Below are 17,926 nucleotides of genomic sequence, written 5' to 3'. Positions count from 1 at the left end.
GAACGATGGTGGAGCCGATCTTCCGCACGCTCGAGGTTCTGGCTCGGCTGGTGGTGCTGGCCACCGCCACTCAGATCTCCTACGGCGGCGAGGAGAACATCCCGGACTCCGGCGGCGCCGTGATCGCGATCAACCACACCAGCTACGTCGACTTCCTGCCCGCCGCCCTGGCCGTGCACAGGCGCGGACGCCGGCTGCGGTTCATGATCAAGGCCGAGATGCAGCAGGTGCGGATCGTCAACTTTTTGATCAAGCACACCCGAACGATCCCGGTGGACCGCGGCGCCGGGGCCGGCGCCTACGCCGTGGCCGTGCAGCGGCTCCGCGAGGGCGAGCTGGTCGGGGTGTATCCGGAGGCCACCATCAGCCGCAGCTTCGAGCTCAAGGAATTCAAGACCGGCGCCGCCCGCATGGCCATCGAAGCCGACGTCCCGATCATCCCGGTGATCGTCTGGGGCGCCCACCGCATCTGGACCAAGGATCACCCACGCAACCTGGGCCGCGCCAAGGTGCCGATTAAAGTGCAAGCAGGCGCGCCAGTGCCGGCCGCCGGAGACATCGCGCGGACCGACGCCGCCCTGCGCGAGTCGATGACCGCACTGCTACACCACGTCCAAGAGGACTATCCGCACGAACCCGGCGCGTACTGGACGCCGCGCCGGCTCGGCGGCGGGGCACCGACCATGGCGGAGGCCGCCCGGATGGAGGCGGACGAGGCCGCGGCCCGGGCCGCGGGTCGTAGTGGACGGCCGTCGCGGTAGGCGAAGGAGAAGACATGCCCGAGGGGTTCTACCGGCTGTGCGAGTGGGTCGTGCCGCCGATGGTCGCGATGCAGGGAACCAAGTTCACCTTTCGCGGCCTGGAAAACATCCCCGAGCGGGGCGGCGCCCTGCTGGCCCAAAACCACACCAGCTACCTGGACTGGCTGCCAACGCTGCTCGCGGTGCGCGAACGCGGCCGGCGGGCGTACTTCATGATCAAGGCCGAGATGGCCGACGTGAAGGCGGTCAACTACGTGATCAACCACGCCAGGCTGATCCCGGTGGACCGCAGGACCGGCCATGACGCGCTCGAGGTCGCGGTGCAGCGCCTACGCCAGGGCGAGCTCATCGGGATGCATCCCGAAGCCACGATCAGCCGGAGTTTCGAGCTGCGCGAGTTCAAGAGCGGCGCGGCCCGCATGGCGCTGGACGCCCAGGTGCCGATCGTCCCGACGATCGTCTGGGGCGCTCACCGGATCTGGCCCAAGGATCATCCGAAGAAATTGTGGCGCAACAAGGTTCCGATCACCGTCGCCGCGGGTCGACCGCTGCAGCCGCACGGCACGCCCGAACAGCTCAACGCGGCGCTGCGCCAGGCGATGAACGCGTTGCTGTACCAGGTGCAGGACGAATACCCCCACCCGGAAGGCGAATACTGGGTCCCGCGGCGCCTGGGCGGCACCGCGCCCAGCCAGGAGGATTCACGGGCGATCCGTCTGTCGGAGCTGCAGGCGCGGATGCAGAAGTACGGCACCGACGGCGTGACCCGGCCCGGACAGGACCAGAGCGGAGTGCATTGACCACACCGGCGAGCTGCGAACGCGGAACCGTCCAGATGACTGCACAGTGACTCAGCCGGCGCTCATCGCCTGCGACGTCGACGGCACCCTGTTCGACGACAACGAAACCATCACCCCGCGCACCCGCGATGCCGTGCGCGCCGCCGTCGATGCCGGTGCGACGTTCGTCGTGGCGACCGGCCGCCCGCCGCGGTGGATCCGCCCCGTCGTCGACGCGCTCGGCTTCGCGCCGATCGCGGTGTGCGCCAACGGCGCCGTCGTCTACGACCCGGCCACCGACCGGGTGGTGTCGACGCGGACGTTGCCCGTCGACACGCTGGCCGAGCTGGCGGAGCTCGCGACGCGTGTCATCCCGGGCGCCGGCCTGGCCGTCGAGCGAATCGGCGAACGCGCCCACGACACGGCAACCCCCCAATTCATCAGCTCGCCGGGCTACGAGCACGCGTGGTTGAACCCGGACAACACCGAGGTGTCGATCGAGGACCTGCTCAGCGCGCCCGCAATCAAGTTGCTCATCCGCAAGAGTGGGGCCCGCAGCGCCGACATGGCCGCCGCGCTGGCCCGGCATGTCGGCATCGAGGGCGATATCACCTACTCCACCAACAACGGCCTCGTGGAGATCGTGCCGCTCGGCACCAGCAAGGCCACCGGCGTGGACGAGATCGCCAGGCCGTTGCAGATCTCCAGCGGCGAGGTGCTGGCTTTCGGCGACATGCCCAATGACCTGCCGATGCTGCGCTGGGCCGGTCACGGCGTGGCGATGGGCAACGCGCATCCCGACGTGCTGGCCGCGGCGGACGAGGTGACCGCCGTCAACAACGACGACGGGGTGGGCCGGGTGCTGGAGCGCTGGTGGCTAGGTGGCTGACGGGTGCGCCGGTAACGAGAAGTGTTCGGGCGGCACGGTGGGGCCGCTCGGCGATTGCGTCGAGAGCGGCGTGGTGATGCCCTCCGCGACCTCGGTCACGTTGCCGGTGAGGCGCTCGTAGTTCAGCGTCCCATGCTGAAAATTCTGCGTAATCTGCAGCGGCTCTTGAAGTTCCGCGCTGGTCGGCAAGCCGAGCGGTCCGCGTTCGTAGCTCAGTGACGCCCAGGCGTCGTAGATCGCGCCGGTGACGGGCTGCGGGCCGGTTTCCGGCGACCAGTACATCGCACCGCGGGCGAACGTGACGTACCGCGCGTCGCCCTCCGCGCTGTCCTCGGGGGACGTCGGCGCGCCCAGCACGCTGTTCATCCCGCCCATCGCCTGCCAGTGGTCGTAGATAGCACCGCCCTGCAGGGCCTTGATCAATTCCTCGGGCGGATCGTTGAAATGCGCAGCGACGTCGCGCACCTCGTCCATCAGCGCGTAGGCGGCGTTGCCCGGGCAATCGGTATTGCCGACGTCGCGGTGCGTGAAGATCGTGGGCAGCGTCGCGACGGAACCGGCCGGGAAGGTGGTGTAGTGGCTACCCGCCGACTCCAGCGACACGGTGCCCTTGGGGTCGACGCCGTCCAGGCCCAACCGCCAGCCGAGCAACCGGCCCAGGGTGCGCAGCTGGATCGGCGTCGGCGGTACGTCGTCGAAGTTGCCGATCATCGCCACGCCCCAGGTGTTGCGGTTGAATCCGCCGGTGTGGAAGGCCTCGACCGCTTTGGTCAGGCCGCCGGCGCTGCCCTCGAACACCTGGCCGTACTTGTCGACCAGGGCGTTGTAGGCGATGTCGCACCAGCCCAAGGTCTTGCTGTGATAGGTGTAGATGGCCTTGACGATGCCGGCCGATTCCAGCGGTGAGTAGTCGTTGCTGCCCGCGGTGTGGTGCACGACGGCGGCGCGAATTCCGTTGTCGTACTGCGGACTACCGCATCGCAGCGACTCGTCGGCGCCCCACTCCGCCCTGCTGATGATGGCGGGGGCCTGGCCGGGCATCAACACCCCCGACGGCGGCGTCCACTGTGCCTTCGCCGGCGCTTGCGGCGGGGAGATGAGGATGGCGGAGATGTTCTGCCCGAAGGGTTGTTCCCGGGACGCCGGTTTGTAGCCCAGGCCGGTGTCGGTGGGCGGTGCGGACGGCGCTCCGCCGCCGGCGGTTGGTGGCCCCAGGGTCAGCGGCGCATCGATCGGACGGGTGACCGCGATCTCCACCGTGGTGGTGGTGCCCACGAACACCGGGTCGGTCCCGCGCGGTCCCTCGAGCGATCCGGCCGCCGCCGCCCCGTCAGGCGCCGCCGTCTCGTACTCGGTTTGGTACCAGGGCCCCCACGAACCGTCCGGCCGCCTGGCCCGCACGCGGGTCGAGGTGCCCGCCAGGTCGCCCGTGAGCGCGACCAGGGAGAAGGGGGTCTCCTGGCTGATCTGGCGAACCGTGACGCCGCCGCCCAACCCGACGAGCGGCTGTTCGGTCAGCTGGGTGTCATGGGCCGGTGGCGAGCTGGCGGTGCCGTGGTCGCGCGCCGCGTCCGCCACCCAGGAGACGATGACGACGGTCGCCGCGATGGCGGTGAGCAACGTCGTCGGCCCACGACTACGAGACACCAGGCGATGTTACTTGTGTTTCTAATGTTAATGATGAGACGACACGACCACCGGCGCGGCTAATCTGCCAGCGAAATTCGACGGCACCGCAGAAGAACTCTGCGGTGCCGTCTGGTTGGAGGGTTCCCCGAAGGTCTAGACGGGGGGCAGGACCGGTGCCGCGCCCGCGGCAGCCGGCAACGCCCCGGCAGCGCCCGCGGCGGCCGGCAAGGCCCCCGCGGCGGCACCCGGGAGCGCACCGGCAGCACCCGGCAGCGCACCGGCGGCCGCCGGCAGGGCGCCCGCGGCGGCCGGAAGAGCACCCGCAGCGCCCGGCAGGGCACCCGCGGCGCCCGGGAGCGCACCGGCGGCGCCTGGCAGCGCACCGGCTGCACCCGCCCCGCCGTGCAGACCCTGCGTGATCGCCGGCATCACCAAGCCCTTGAGCAAGTCGATGGCCTGACCGGCGCCAAGCTGGTTGGCGGCCTGCATCACGTCGTTGACCAGGCCACCGCCGCCGCCGCTGCTGGAGCTTCCGCCGCCGCCGCCGAGGCCGGTGCCGCCGCCAATCGGTGAACCGTTACCGAAGGACGAAGGGTCGCCCAGGATCGGGTAGGTACCGTCGGCGCCCGGGTCCAGGCTGGCCGGTGCCGTGATCGGCACTTCACCGGCGGCCGTCGGACTGCCCACTCCGGGCGCGACCCCGGCCGGGCTGGTCAGCCCGGGGTTGGACAGCGCCGGGTTGAGCCCCGCACCCGGGGTCGCCACCCCGGCGCCCGGGGTGGTCGGCAGCGCGCCTGGCGCGGTCAGACCCGGCGTCGTGGGCGCCAGGCCCGGGCTGGTCAGAGCCGGGCTCGTCAGACCCGGACTGGTCAGGCCAGGGCTCGTCAGGCCGGGGCTGGTCAACCCCGGGCTCGTCAGACCCGGACTGGTCAGGCCCGGGCTGGTGAGTCCCGGAGTCCCGAGGCCCGGAGTGCCCAGGCCGGGGCTGGCCAGGCCCGGAGTGCTGGTCGCACCCCCGCTCAGCGCTGGCACCGGGGGCAGGTTGATCCCGAATTGCGACAGCCCCTGCGACAGCGCGCCCATCAGCTCGCCAGGCAGGTCGGTCATCACGGCCGCCTGCTTGAAGTCGTGGTGCTCAGGCGGCTTGCTGCCGGCCGTCGATTCGTAGACAAGGAAGTATGCGCAAGGACTCGCCACTGCCAGGGCGGCGACCGCGCTCATGGCTGTCGAAAGCTTGCGTCGGCGTCGATTCGGCACGGAAGTCTCCTCAATCTGACCAATCGTCAACTGTGTTGTGTCAGTGCGGCCTTACCGGTTCCTAGCTGGCGACAACCACACAGAGTCGATGGTACGAGTGAGATTGCTGTGACTAGAGTGGTGATATTGAATCGTGAGGTAATTGCGACCCGGACCGTGATCGCCGGGCTCAGGGGCCAGGAAAACCCGCGACGCGACCGATCGCGGACTCCCTGGCCTCGCCAAATGGGTTAGGCCCACGCGGTCGGATACCCTAAGCAACCGATGACCGCTCGCTTTGACCTCTTTGTCGTCGGCTCCGGATTCTTCGGCCTGACCATTGCCGAGCGCGTGGCTACCCAACTCGGGAAGCGCGTGCTCGTGGTGGAACGCCGCCCACACATCGGCGGCAACGCCTATTCCGAGCCCGAGCCACAGACGGGCATCGAGGTCCACAAGTACGGCGCCCACCTGTTCCACACCTCCAACAAGAGGGTGTGGGACTACGTGCGGCAGTTCACCGACTTCACCGACTACCGGCACCGGGTGTTCGCGATGCACAACGGGCAGGCCTACCAGTTCCCGATGGGCCTCGGCCTGGTGTCGCAGTTCTTCGGCAAGTACTTCACCCCGGACGAGGCGCGCCGGCTCATCGCCGAGCAGGCCGCCGAGATCAAAACCGAGGACGCGCAAAACCTCGAAGAGAAGGCGATCTCACTGATCGGGCGACCGCTGTACGAGGCGTTCGTCAAGGGCTACACCGCCAAGCAGTGGCAGACCGATCCCAAGGAACTGCCCGCCGCCAACATCACCCGGCTGCCGGTGCGCTACACCTTCGACAACCGGTACTTTTCCGACACCTACGAGGGCCTGCCGGCCGACGGATACACCGCGTGGCTGCAGAACATGGCCGCCGACGACCGCATCGAGGTCAGGCTGAACACCGACTGGTTCGACGTGCGCGACCGGCTGCGCGCGGAGAACCCCGACGCCCCGGTCGTCTACACCGGCCCGCTGGACCGCTACTTCGACTACGCCGAAGGCCGGCTGGGTTGGCGCACACTCGATTTCGAGGTCGAGGTGTTGCCGATCGGCGATTTCCAGGGCACCGCGGTGATGAACTACAACGACCTCGACGTCCCGTACACCCGCATCCACGAGTTCCGCCACTTCCACCTCGAGCGCGACTACCCGACCGACAAGACGGTGATCATGCGGGAGTTCTCGCGGTTCGCCGAAGACGACGACGAGCCCTACTATCCGATCAACACCGAGGCCGACCGCGCCCTGCTGGCCGCGTACCGTGCCCGGGCGAAGGCCGAAACCGCGTCGGCGAAAGTGCTCTTCGGCGGGCGGCTCGGCACCTACCAATACCTGGACATGCACATGGCGATTGCCAGCGCATTGAACATGTACGACAACACCCTCGCGCCGCACCTGCGCGAGGGCAAGGCTCTAGTGGAGGAAGGCGCGGGGGGATGACCGCTGTAAGCCTGCTTTCCAGAATCATCCTGCCGCGTCCGGGTGAACCCCTCGACGTGCGCAAGCTGTATCTGGAGGAATCGACCACCAACGCGCGGCGCGCGCACGCGACCAGCCGTACCTCGCTGGAGATCGGCAAAGAGTCCGAGGTGTCGTTCGCCACGTACTTCAACGCGTTCCCGGCCAGCTACTGGCGCCGCTGGTCCATCTGCACGTCGGTGGTACTGCGCGTCGAGCTCACCGGAACCGGACGTGTCGACGTGTACCGGACCAAGGCCACCGGCGTGCGAATCTCGGTGGAGGGCCGCCAATTCATCGGCACCGACGACCAGCCGGCCGTCGTCGAGATCGAGGTTCCGCTCAAGCCGTTCGAGGACGGCGGCTGGATCTGGTTCGACATCACCACCGACACCGCGGTGAACCTGGTGAGCGGTGGCTGGTACGCGACCGAGCCCGCGCCGGGCACGGCCAACATCGCCGTCGGCATCCCCACGTTCAACCGACCCGCCGACTGCGTCAACGCGCTGGCCGACCTCACCGCAGATCCGTTGGTGGACGCGGTGATCGGGGCCGTGATCGTCCCCGACCAGGGCACCCGGAAGGTGCGCGACCACCCGGACTTCCCGGCGGCGGCCGCGGGGCTGGGCAACCGGCTGTCCATCCACAACCAGCCGAACCTCGGCGGCTCGGGCGGTTACAGCAGGGTGATGTACGAGGCGCTGAAAAACACGGACTGCCAACAGATCTTGTTCATGGACGACGACATCCGCATCGAGCCCGACTCGATCCTGCGGGTGCTGGCCCTGCACCGCTTCGCCAAGTCGCCGATGCTGATCGGCGGCCAGATGCTCAACCTGCAGGAGCCCTCGCACCTGCACATCATGGGCGAGGTCGTCAACCAGTCGAACTTCATGTGGACCGCCGCGCCGCACGCCGAATACGACCACGACTTCGCCGAATATCCCTTGAACGACAAGAACGTTCGGAGCGCGCTGCTGCACCGGCGCATCGACGTCGACTTCAACGGCTGGTGGACGTGCATGATCCCGCGCCAGGTCGCCGAGGAGCTGGGCCAGCCGCTGCCGCTGTTCATCAAATGGGATGACGCCGAATACGGCCTGCGCGCCGGCGAGCACGGTTACCCGACCGTCACGCTGCCGGGAGCGGCGATCTGGCACATGGCCTGGAGCGACAAGGACGACGCCATCGACTGGCAGGCCTACTACCACCTGCGTAACCGGCTGGTGGTTGCCGCGATGCACTGGGACGGCGACATCACCGGACTGGTCCGCAGTCACCTCAAGGCAACGCTGAAACACCTTGCCTGCCTTGAATATTCGACCGTCGCGATTCAGAACAGGGCAATCGACGACTTCCTCGCGGGGCCGGAGCACATCTTCTCGATCCTGGAATCCGCGCTGCCCGAGGTGCATCGGCTGCGCAAGGAGTACCCGGACGCGGTGGTGCTGCCCGCCGCGAGCGAACTCCCGCCGCCGGCCAACAAAACCAAGGCGATGAAGCCGCCCGTGAACCCGGTGTCGATCGGTTACCGGCTGGCCCGCGGCATCCTGCACAACGCGACCAAGGCCGACCCCGAAGCCCACCGGCGCCCCGAATTCAACGTGCCGACCCAGGACGCTCGCTGGTTCCGGCTGTGCACGGTCGACGGCGTCACCGTGACGACGGCCGACGGATGCGGCGTGGTCTACCGGCAACGCGACCGGCGCAAGATGTTCCAGCTGCTGTTCGCCTCGCTGCGCCGGCAGCGCCGCCTGGCGAGCCGCTTCGACGAGATGCGCAAGACGTACCGGGACGCGCTGCCGGTGCTGTCCAGCAAGCAGAAATGGGAGACGGCGCTGCTGCCCGCGCACGCCGAGCGAGAGCATGGCTGAATCGGCCTCCCCGCGCGGCGAAGTGGCCGCTCTGGTGGCCGTGCAAGCCGCGGTCGCCGAGCGCCCCGGCGCGCTGACGACGGCGCGCGGCCTATCCCATTTCGGCGAGCACAGCCTCGGCTGGCTGGCCGTGGCGGCGGTCGGTGCGCTACTGGCCCCGAAGCGGCGTTGGGACTGGCTGGCCGCCGGTGCGGGAGCGTTCGCCGCGCATGCCGCCGCCGTGCTGGTTAAGCGGGTGGTGCGGCGCCAACGGCCGCATGACCCGGCCGTCGTGGTGAACGTCGGCACCCCCAGCCAACTGAGCTTCCCGTCGGCCCATGCCACCTCGACGACGGCTGCGGCCATCCTGATGGGCCGAATCACCGGCCTGCCGCTGCCGGCCCTCCTGGTTCCCCCGATGGCCTTGTCGCGGATGCTGCTCGGGGTGCACTATCCCAGCGACGTGGCCTGCGGCATCGTCCTCGGTGCCACCGTCGCGCGAATCACCGTTCGGCTGCAGGGCCGGGCGCGGAAGGTCGGGGCGAATGAGTGAGGACGTGGTGGCCGGGCCCTCGGGCAACGTCGTGGTTGGGGTCGTCAAGGCGATCCGCCCGCGGCAATGGGTGAAGAACGTTCTGGTGCTGGCCGCGCCGCTGGCCGCGTTGGGCGGCCCGGTGCACTACAACTACGCCGACGTGCTGACCAAGGTGTCCGTGGCGTTCGTGGTGTTCTGCCTCGCGGCCTCGTCGATCTACCTGGTCAACGATGTCCGCGACGTCAACGCCGACCGCGAGCACCCCACCAAGAGGTTCCGGCCCATCGCGGCCGGCGTGGTGCCCGAGTGGCTGGCCTACGCCCTGGCGGTGGTTCTCGGGGCGGCGTCACTGGGGCTCGCCTGGTGGCTGACGCCCGACTTGGCGGTGGTGATGGCCGTCTACCTCAGCATGCAGCTGGCGTACTGCTTCGGCCTCAAACACCAAGCGGTCATGGACATTTGCATCGTGTCGTCGGCATATCTGCTGCGGGCCATCGCCGGCGGCGCCGCCACCGGCATCCCGCTGTCGCAATGGTTCCTGCTGTCGGCGGCGTTCGCGTCGTTGTTCATGGTGGCCGGCAAGCGGTACGCCGAGCTGCAGGTGGCCGAGCGCACCGGCGCCGCGATCCGCAAGTCCCTGGAGAGCTACACCAGCACCTACCTGCGGTTCGTCTGGACGATGTCGGCCACCGCGGTGGTGCTCTGCTACGGGCTGTGGGCGTTCGAGCGGGACCGCCACTCGGGATCGTGGTTCGCGGTATCGATGGTCCCGTTCACCATCGCGATCCTGCGCTACGCCGTCGACGTCGACGGCGGCCTGGCCGGCGAGCCCGAAGACATCGCGCTGCGCGACCGGGTGCTGCAGCTGCTTTTCCTCGCGTGGATCGCGACGCTTGGAGCCGCCGTTGCCTTCGGTTAGCCCCGAACTGCAGGCCCTCAAAGCGCGCATGATGCGCAGCCGGCCGGTCACCAGGCGGTTGGGCTGGCCGGTGTTCCCCTACACGATGCTGGTGCGGGTCAGCCTGTGGATCAGCGTGGCGGTGGTCTCCGTCCTGTTCGCCTGGGGCGCTTGGCAGCGGCGCTGGATCGCCGACGACGGGCTGATCGTGTTGCGCACGGTGCGCAACCTGCTCGCCGGCAACGGGCCGGTCTTCAACCAGGGCGAGCGGGTGGAGGCCAACACCTCCACGGCCTGGACCTACCTGATGTACGTCGGCAGCTGGGTGGGCGGGCCGATGCGAATGGAATACGTGGCGCTGGCGCTGGCCCTGACGCTTTCGGTGGTGGGCGTGGCGCTGCTGATGCTGGGGGCCGCGCGGTTGTACGCGCCCAGCCTGCGGGGCCGCAAGGCCGTCATGCTGCCCGCCGGCGCGCTGGTCTACGTCGCGCTGCCGCCCGCGCGTGACTTCGCCACCTCCGGCCTGGAGAGCGGGCTGACGCTGGCCTACCTCGGGTTGCTGTGGTGGATGATGGTCTGCTGGGCGCAGCCCGTACGGAACCGGCCGGATCGCGATGTCTTCATCGGTGCGTTGGCGTTCGTCGCCGGCTTCAGCGTCTTGGTCCGGCCCGAGCTGGCGCTGATGGGCGGGCTGGCGCTGATCATGATGCTGGTCGCGGCGCGGACCTGGCGCCGCCGGGTGCTGGTCGTCGCGGCCGGTGGGTTGCTGCCGGTCGGCTACGAGATCTTCCGCATGGGCTACTACGGCTTGCTGGTGCCCGGGACCGCGCTCGCCAAGGACGCGGCCGGCGACAAGTGGTCCCAAGGCATGACCTACCTGTCGAATTTCGACGCGCCCTACGCCGTGTGGGTGCCGGTGGTCCTCCTCGTGCCCCTGGGGGTGCTGCTGCTCGCGGCGCGCCGCCGGCCGTCGTTCTTGCGGCCCGCCCTCGCGCCCAACTACGGGCGGGTGGCCCGGGCGGTTCAAAGCCCGCCGGCCGTGGTGGCTTTCGTTCTGGTGAGCGGCCTGCTGCAGGCGCTCTACTGGATTCGGCAGGGCGGCGACTTCATGCACGGACGGGTCCTGCTGGCGCCGCTGTTCTGCTTGCTGGCCCCGGTGGCGGTGATCCCGCTCGCCATCCCGGACGGGCAGGACTACTCGCGGGAGACGGGCTACTGGGTGGCCGGCGCGGCCGGCGTGCTCTGGCTGGGTGTGGCCGGTTGGTCACTGTGGGCGGCGAATTCACCGGGCATGGGTGACGACGCCACCCACGTCAGCTACTCCGGAATCGTCGACGAGCGGCGCTTCTACGCGCAGGCGACCGGCCACGCGCATCCGCTCACCGCCGCCGACTACCTGGGGTATCCCCGGATGGCGGCGATCCTGACGGCGCTGGACAACACTCCCGACGGCGCACTGCTGTTGCCGTCGGGCAATTACATCCAGTGGGACCTGGTGCCGATGGCGCAGCCCGGCCCCGACAAGCCGCCCCAAAAACCGCAGCACGCAGTGTTTTTCACCAACCTCGGCATGGTTGGCATGAATGTCGGGCTCGATGTCAGGGTGATCGACCAGATCGGACTGGCGAATCCGCTTGCGCAACACACGGAACGGTTACAGCACGGCCGCATCGGGCACGACAAGAACCTCTTCCCGGATTGGGCGATCGCCGACGGCCCATGGGTCAAGGTGTATCCCGGCATTCCCGGCTATCTGGACCAGCAGTGGGTCGCCGAGGCGGTGTCCGCCCTCAAATGCCCCGAGACCGAGGCGGTGCTGAGTTCGGTACGCGCACCGATGACCCCACACAGATTCCTCTCCAACCTGCTGCATTCCTTCGAATTCACCAAATACCGGATAGACCGGGTGCCGCGCTACGAGCTCGCCAGATGCGGCCTGCCGGTACCCGAAGAGGCCCCGCCGCCGCCTCGCGAGTAAGCCCCGCGCAGAAGAATTTTCGGCCAATCTCAAAATTGCCGCCACGCGCGCCCGGTGAAAAATTGCCAGCAACATCACAATTGGCGCTTAACCAGCTGGCCATGATGCTCAAGCACATGCGAAAACGCGATTTTCGGCGTCGGCGTTTCCCCAGGAAACGCCCGGGTAGAGCGGGCCCACCGACCCCTTCCCGGGCCGCCTCGATGCGACTGGGTGGCGGGAGGTGTGGTTGACTACACGAGCACTGCTGCGCGGAGATCGTATGCAGTACGACCCAAATCATGGACGCGTCCGGATGACGGGCGCGCCGAGAAGGATGAGGAAGCAAGGATGACGCTTGTCGACAGGTTTCGCGGCGCCGTGGCAGGTATGCCGCGGCGGCTCGTGGTGGCGGCCGCTGGCGCGGCGCTGCTCTCGGGCCTGATTGGCGCCGTGGGGGGCTCGGCGACCGCTGGTGCCTTCTCGCGCCCCGGTCTGCCGGTGGAATACCTGCAGGTTCCGTCCGCCGGAATGGGCCGCGATATCAAGGTCCAGTTCCAAAGTGGTGGGGCCAACTCGCCCGCGCTGTACCTGCTCGACGGCATGCGCGCGCAGGACGACTTCAACGGCTGGGACATCAACACCCCGGCGTTCGAGTGGTACAACCAGTCCGGCATCTCGGTCGTCATGCCCGTTGGTGGGCAGTCGAGCTTCTACTCCGACTGGTACAAGCCCGCCTGCGGTAAGGCCGGCTGCACCACCTACAAGTGGGAGACCTTCCTGACCAGCGAGCTGCCGGCGTACCTGTCGGCGCAGAAGCAGGTCAAGTCGACCAGCAACGCCGCTGTCGGTCTGTCGATGGCCGGATCGTCGGCGCTGATCCTTGCCGCCTACCACCCGAACCAGTTCGTCTACGCGGGCTCGCTCTCGGCGCTGCTCGACCCGTCGCAGGGGATGGGACCGTCGCTGATCGGCCTGGCCATGGGTGACGCCGGTGGCTACAAGGCCGCCGACATGTGGGGTCCCAAGGAGGACCCGGCGTGGGCCCGTAACGACCCGTCGCTTCAGGTCGCCAAGCTGGTCGCCAACAACACCCGGATCTGGGTGTACTGCGGTAACGGCAAGCCGTCGGACCTCGGTGGCGACAACCTGCCCGCCAAGTTCCTCGAGGGCTTCGTGCGGACTTCCAACCTGAAGTTCCAGGACGCCTACAACCAGGCCGGTGGCCACAACGCGGTGTGGAACTTCGACGCCAACGGCACCCACGACTGGCCCTACTGGGGCGCGCAGCTGCAGGCGATGAAGCCTGACCTGCAGTCGGCGCTGGGCGCCACCCCGGGCGCCGGGCCGGCCACGGCCGCCGCGGCTGCCGGCAACGGCACCAACGGCCAGGGCACCTAAGCCCACGAACAACGCAACTGGCGGCGGGAACCCTTCGGGGTTTCCGCCGCCAGTGGTTTTGGTGTGTGATTTGTTTCACTACCCCGCGGGCGGGGGAACTACGGCGCTGGCTAGTGTGCTCGTCAGCGACTAGACGATGGAGGGTGACATGAGGGTCGTGCGGGGTGCGTCAGCGCTTCTTCGGGTGTTCTCCGTAGCCGCGTTGGCGATCGGTCTGATCGGTGTGACCGTGACAGGCGGGCCGGCCGGCAAGGCACGGGCCGCCGGTTACGAGAGCCTGATGGTGCCGTCGGCCGCGATGGGCCGCGACATCCCGGTGGCCTTCCTGGGCGGCGGACCGCACGCGGTCTATCTGCTGGACGCCTTCAACGCGGCCCCCGACGTCAGCAACTGGGTCACCGCGGGCAACGCGATGAACACGCTCGGCGGCAAGGGCATCTCGGTGGTGGCGCCCGCGGGCGGAGCCTGGAGCATGTACACCAACTGGGAGCAGGACGGCAGCAAGCAGTGGGACACCTTCCTGTCCAGCGAGCTGCCGAACTGGCTGGCCGCCAACAAGGGCCTGGCGCCCGGTGGCCATGCCGCCGTCGGCGCCTCGCAGGGCGGCTACGGCGCGATGGCGCTCGCCGCCTTCCACCCCGACCGCTTCGGCTTCGCCGGTTCGCTGTCCGGGTTCCTGTACCCGTCGAGCACCAACTACAACGGCGCGATCCTGGCCGGGCTGCAGCAGTTCGGCGGTGTGGACGGCAACGGAATGTGGGGCGCGCCGCAGCTCGGCCGGTGGAAGTGGCACGACCCCTACGTGCACGCGTCGTTGCTGGCGCAGAACAACACCCGCGTGTGGGTCTACAGCCCGACCAACATGGGCGGCGACGACGCCGCCATGATCGGCCAGGCGGGCGCGGCCATGGGCAGCTCCCGCGAGTTCTACCAGCAGTACCGCAGCAACGGCGGGCACAACGGTCACTTCGACTTCCCGGGCGGCGGCGACAACGGGTGGGGCTCCTGGTCGGGGCAGCTCGGGGCCATGTCGGGCGACATCGTCGGCGCGATTCGCTAGCGGCGATCGCAAGCGCGGCGGAGCCGGGCGTAGCGGGTCGCCGCCCGGCTGAGTAGCGGCGATCGCAAGCGCGGCGGAGCCGGGCGTTGGGGGCACCCCGCGGAGCTGAGTAGCGGGTCGCCGCCCGGCTGAGGTAATCCCGCGAGCCGGTACCGTGTAGAGGGTGCAGCAGGGGTCGGGAGGACCGCTTCGCTGCGCTCCACCGACTCTGCTAGCGGGAGAACATGGCCACCAACGCCCGGCGTAAGCGCCACCGAGCCCTCGCCTGGACCGCCGCCTTGGCGATGGCGGGTGTGGTGCTGTTGGTCATCGTGCTGGTGGTCGTCATGCTGCGTGGCCGCGAATCGCCGCCCAGCGCGGTGCCGCCGGGCGTCCTGCCGTCGCCATCCACGACCACCCACCCGCACAAGCCCCGGCCCGCTTCGCAAGACGCGTCGTGCCCCGACGTCCAACTGGTCAACGTCCCCGGCACCTGGGAGTCTGCGCCGCAGGATGATCCGCTCAACCCGATGCAATTCCCGAACGCGCTGCTGCACAAGGTGACCGCGGCGATCACCCAGCAGTTCCCCGCGTCCCGGGTGCAGGAGTACACCACCCCCTACACCGCGCAGTTCCACAACCCGCTCAGCGGCGACACGCAGATGTCGTACAACGAAAGCCGCGCCGAGGGCACCCGCGCGACGGTCCAGGCGATGACCGACATGAACGCCAAGTGCCCGCTGACCAGTTACGTGCTGATGGGCTTCTCGCAGGGCGCGGTGATCGCCGGTGACATCGCCAGCGACATCGGCAACGGCCGCGGACCCGTCGACGACGACCTGGTCCTCGGTGTGACGTTGATCGCCGACGGTCGCCGCCAGCCGGGCGTGGGCAACGACATCGGGCCCAACCCGCCCGGGCAGGGCGCCGAAGTCACACTGCACGAAGTGCCCGTGCTCTCCGGGCTGGGCCTCACCATGACCGGCGCGCGGCCCGGAGGGTTCGGCGCGCTCAACGACAAGACGAACGAGATCTGCGCGCCGGGTGACCTCATCTGCGCCGCCCCGGACGAGGCATTCAGCGTGGCCAACCTGCCCAACACCCTCAACACCCTGGCCGGGGGTGCGGGACAACCCATCCACGCGTTGTACGCGACCACACAGTTCTGGAACCTGGACGGGCAGCCTGCCACCGATTGGACGCTGAACTGGGTCCAAGGGTTGATCACCAACGCGCCCCACCCCAAACATGGATGACCCGGGCGCGGGACACAGCCGTCAGGAGCCCGTTGCCGGTGCGGATCAGCGGTACCTTGTGATTTGGTGTGCTGCGGGCCGCCCCTTAACATTAAGAGGAATTTAAGAGCTATAACACTTTGTTGCGGACCCGATCCTGGTGGAAGCCGGCCTGGGATGAACAGGAGGCTGGCGCCCGCGGCGCCGCGCAAGGACTGGCCCGCGTAGAAATGCAAGCCGTCGGCTTGGCCGACCGAAGGACAACATGCCGGCGTAGCGCCGGCCTGAAACAGGTGTGACAGGAGAGCGGAATGCCGTACCACAACCCGTTCATCGTGAATGGAAAGATCAGGTTCCCCGACAACACCAACCTGGTCAAGCACGTTGAGAAGTGGGCGAGGGTACGCGGCGACAATCTGGCCTACCGTTTCATCGACTACTCCACCGAGCGCGACGGGGTGTACCGCGACATCGTCTGGCGCGACTTCAGCGCCCGCAACAGGGCGGTGGGCGCCCGGCTGCAGCAGGTCACCCAGCCCGGTGACCGCATCGCCATCCTGTGCCCCCAGAACCTGGACTACCTCATCGCCTTCTTCGGCGCGCTGTACGCCGGCCGCATCGCGGTGCCGCTGTTCGACCCGGGCGAGCCGGGCCACGTGGGCCGGCTGCACGCGGTGCTCGACGACTGCACCCCGTCGACCATCCTGACCACCACCGAGGCCGCCGAGGGCGTCCGCAAATTCATCCGCGCGCGGGCGGCCAAGGAACGGCCTCGCGTGATCGCCGTCGACGCGGTGCCCAACGAGGTGGCCTCCACCTGGGTCGAGCCCGAGGCCGACGAGAACACCATCGCCTACCTGCAGTACACCTCCGGCTCCACCCGTACCCCGACCGGCGTGCAGATCACCCACCTGAACCTGCCCACCAACGTGCTGCAGGTGCTCAACGGCCTCGAGGGCAAGGAAGGCGACCGCGGCCTGTCCTGGCTGCCGTTCTTCCACGACATGGGCCTGATCACCGCGCTGCTGTCGCCGGTGCTCGGCTACAACTTCACGTTCATGACCCCGGCCGCGTTCGTGCGCCGGCCCGGCCGCTGGATCCGGGAGATGGCGCGCAAGCCCGAAGACGCCCCGAACTGCGAGGTCGTCACCGTGGCGCCGAACTTCGCCTTCGAGCACGCCGCGGTGCGCGGCGTTCCCAAGGACGGCGAGCCACCGCTGGACCTGAGCAACGTCAAGGCGATCCTGAACGGCAGCGAGCCGGTGTCCCCGGCGTCGATGCGCAAGTTCTACGAGGCGTTCAAGCCCTACGGCCTGCGCGAGACGGCGATCAAGCCGTCCTACGGCCTGGCCGAGGCCACGCTGTTCGTCTCCACCACACCGATGGACGAGGCGCCCACGGTCATCCACGTCGACCGCGACGAGCTCAACAAGCAACGCTTCGTCGAGGTGGCCCCCGATTCGCCCAAGGCCGTCGCCCAGGTTTCCGCCGGCATCATCGGCGTCGACGAGTGGGCCGTCATCGTCGACCCCGACACCGCCAGCGAGCTGCCCGACGGGCAGATCGGCGAGATCTGGTTGCACGGCAACAACATGGGCACCGGCTATTGGGGCAAGGAAGACGAGACCACCGAGACCTTCCGCAACATCCTCAAGTCGCGCATCAGCCAGTCGCACGCCGAGGGCGCACCGGACGACGGCATGTGGGTGCGCACCGGTGACTACGGCACCTACCACAAGGGCCACCTCTATATCGCGGGCCGGATCAAGGACCTCGTCATCATCGACGGCCGCAACCACTACCCGCAGGACCTCGAGTACTCGGCCCAGGAAGCCAGCCGCGCCCTGCGCACCGGCTACGTGGCCGCGTTCTCGGTGCCGGCCAACCAGCTGCCGCAGGTGGTGTTCGACAACCCGCACACCGGCTTGAAGTACGACCCCGACGACAGCTCCGAGCAGCTGGTGATCGTGGCCGAGCGTGCCCCCGGCACGCACAAGCTCGACTACCAGCCGATCGCGGACGAGATCCGGGCGGCCATCGCCGTCCGGCACGGGGTAACCATCCGCGACCTGCTGCTGGTGCAGGCGGGAACGATTCCGCGTACCTCCAGCGGAAAGATCGGGCGTCGCGCGTGCCGCGCCGCCTACCTCGACGGCAGCCTGCGTAGCGGCGTCGGATCGCCGACGGCCTTCGCCGGCGCTAACGACTGAATTC

General features: G+C 68.6%; 14 protein-coding genes. 12 read left to right on the top strand and 2 right to left on the bottom strand.

Features of this window, described 5'->3' with window-relative positions:
- Nucleotides 1–5: 5 nt before the first annotated feature.
- The 3 genes from A5681_RS12025 to A5681_RS12015 are packed head-to-tail and all read left to right on the top strand — an operon-like array spanning nt 6 to nt 2,429.
- Nucleotides 6–761 (top strand): lysophospholipid acyltransferase family protein, encoded by a 756-nt coding sequence (locus A5681_RS12025; RefSeq protein WP_067274284.1) that lies wholly within the window; start codon nt 6–8, stop codon nt 759–761.
- A 14-nt stretch (nt 762–775) separates the two neighbouring features.
- Entirely contained in the window at nt 776–1,561 is a 786-nt protein-coding gene (locus A5681_RS12020) for a lysophospholipid acyltransferase family protein (RefSeq protein ID WP_067274281.1), read from the top strand.
- A 46-nt stretch (nt 1,562–1,607) separates the two neighbouring features.
- Nucleotides 1,608–2,429 (top strand): Cof-type HAD-IIB family hydrolase, encoded by an 822-nt coding sequence (locus A5681_RS12015; protein ID WP_067274277.1) that lies wholly within the window; start codon nt 1,608–1,610, stop codon nt 2,427–2,429.
- Here A5681_RS12015 and A5681_RS12010 read toward each other — a convergent pair.
- Nucleotides 2,418–4,079: an LGFP repeat-containing protein gene (locus A5681_RS12010; protein ID WP_197498582.1), complete on the bottom strand. Its 1,662-nt coding sequence runs from the start codon at nt 4,077–4,079 to the stop codon at nt 2,418–2,420. The genes A5681_RS12015 and A5681_RS12010 overlap by 12 nt on opposite strands.
- Before the next feature lie 132 nt (nt 4,080–4,211).
- The gene (locus A5681_RS12005; protein ID WP_197498580.1) at nt 4,212–5,315 is read right to left on the bottom strand and encodes a PirG; all 1,104 of its coding nucleotides are present in this window, start codon (nt 5,313–5,315) and stop codon (nt 4,212–4,214) included.
- Nucleotides 5,316–5,579: 264 nt separating this feature from the next.
- Between A5681_RS12005 and glf the strand changes: the two genes are divergently transcribed.
- The 9 genes from glf to fadD32 all read left to right on the top strand — a co-directional run bounded on the left by glf (nt 5,580) and on the right by fadD32 (nt 17,922).
- Nucleotides 5,580–6,776 carry a UDP-galactopyranose mutase gene (gene glf, locus A5681_RS12000; RefSeq protein ID WP_067274266.1) on the top strand — a complete coding sequence of 399 codons (1,197 nt, stop codon included), beginning with the start codon at nt 5,580–5,582 and terminating at the stop codon, nt 6,774–6,776.
- Nucleotides 6,773–8,668 (top strand): glycosyltransferase, encoded by a 1,896-nt coding sequence (locus A5681_RS11995; RefSeq protein WP_067274263.1) that lies wholly within the window; start codon nt 6,773–6,775, stop codon nt 8,666–8,668. Before glf ends, A5681_RS11995 begins: the two co-directional genes overlap by 4 nt.
- Nucleotides 8,661–9,200, top strand: a complete 540-nt coding sequence (locus tag A5681_RS11990) for a phosphatase PAP2 family protein (RefSeq protein ID WP_067274259.1) — start codon at nt 8,661–8,663, stop codon at nt 9,198–9,200. The genes A5681_RS11995 and A5681_RS11990 overlap by 8 nt, the downstream gene beginning before the upstream one ends.
- Nucleotides 9,193–10,101: a decaprenyl-phosphate phosphoribosyltransferase gene (locus tag A5681_RS11985; protein WP_067274255.1), complete on the top strand. Its 909-nt coding sequence runs from the start codon at nt 9,193–9,195 to the stop codon at nt 10,099–10,101. Before A5681_RS11990 ends, A5681_RS11985 begins: the two co-directional genes overlap by 8 nt.
- On the top strand, nt 10,088–12,058 hold the full coding sequence (gene aftB / locus A5681_RS11980; protein ID WP_269454951.1) for a terminal beta-(1->2)-arabinofuranosyltransferase: 1,971 nt from the start codon (nt 10,088–10,090) through the stop codon (nt 12,056–12,058). Before A5681_RS11985 ends, aftB begins: the two co-directional genes overlap by 14 nt.
- A gap of 330 nt (nt 12,059–12,388) precedes the next feature.
- Nucleotides 12,389–13,438 carry a diacylglycerol acyltransferase/mycolyltransferase Ag85A gene (ag85A, locus tag A5681_RS11975; protein ID WP_067274248.1) on the top strand — a complete coding sequence of 350 codons (1,050 nt, stop codon included), beginning with the start codon at nt 12,389–12,391 and terminating at the stop codon, nt 13,436–13,438.
- 157 nt (nt 13,439–13,595) lie between these two features.
- Entirely contained in the window at nt 13,596–14,498 is a 903-nt protein-coding gene (locus A5681_RS11970; protein ID WP_067274338.1) for an esterase family protein, read from the top strand.
- 224 nt (nt 14,499–14,722) lie between these two features.
- Nucleotides 14,723–15,733: a cutinase family protein gene (locus A5681_RS11965; RefSeq protein ID WP_067274245.1), complete on the top strand. Its 1,011-nt coding sequence runs from the start codon at nt 14,723–14,725 to the stop codon at nt 15,731–15,733.
- Nucleotides 15,734–16,023: 290 nt separating this feature from the next.
- Nucleotides 16,024–17,922: a long-chain-fatty-acid--AMP ligase FadD32 gene (gene fadD32 / locus A5681_RS11960; protein ID WP_067274242.1), complete on the top strand. Its 1,899-nt coding sequence runs from the start codon at nt 16,024–16,026 to the stop codon at nt 17,920–17,922.
- The last annotated feature ends 4 nt before the right edge of the window (nt 17,923–17,926 follow it).

Origin of the sequence: Mycobacterium scrofulaceum (assembly GCF_001667885.1) — a bacterium.
GTDB classification, from domain to species: domain Bacteria; phylum Actinomycetota; class Actinomycetes; order Mycobacteriales; family Mycobacteriaceae; genus Mycobacterium; species Mycobacterium scrofulaceum_C.
The sequence above is the reverse complement of the archived record's forward strand: the minus strand, read 5'-3'. Positions and strand labels throughout refer to the sequence as shown.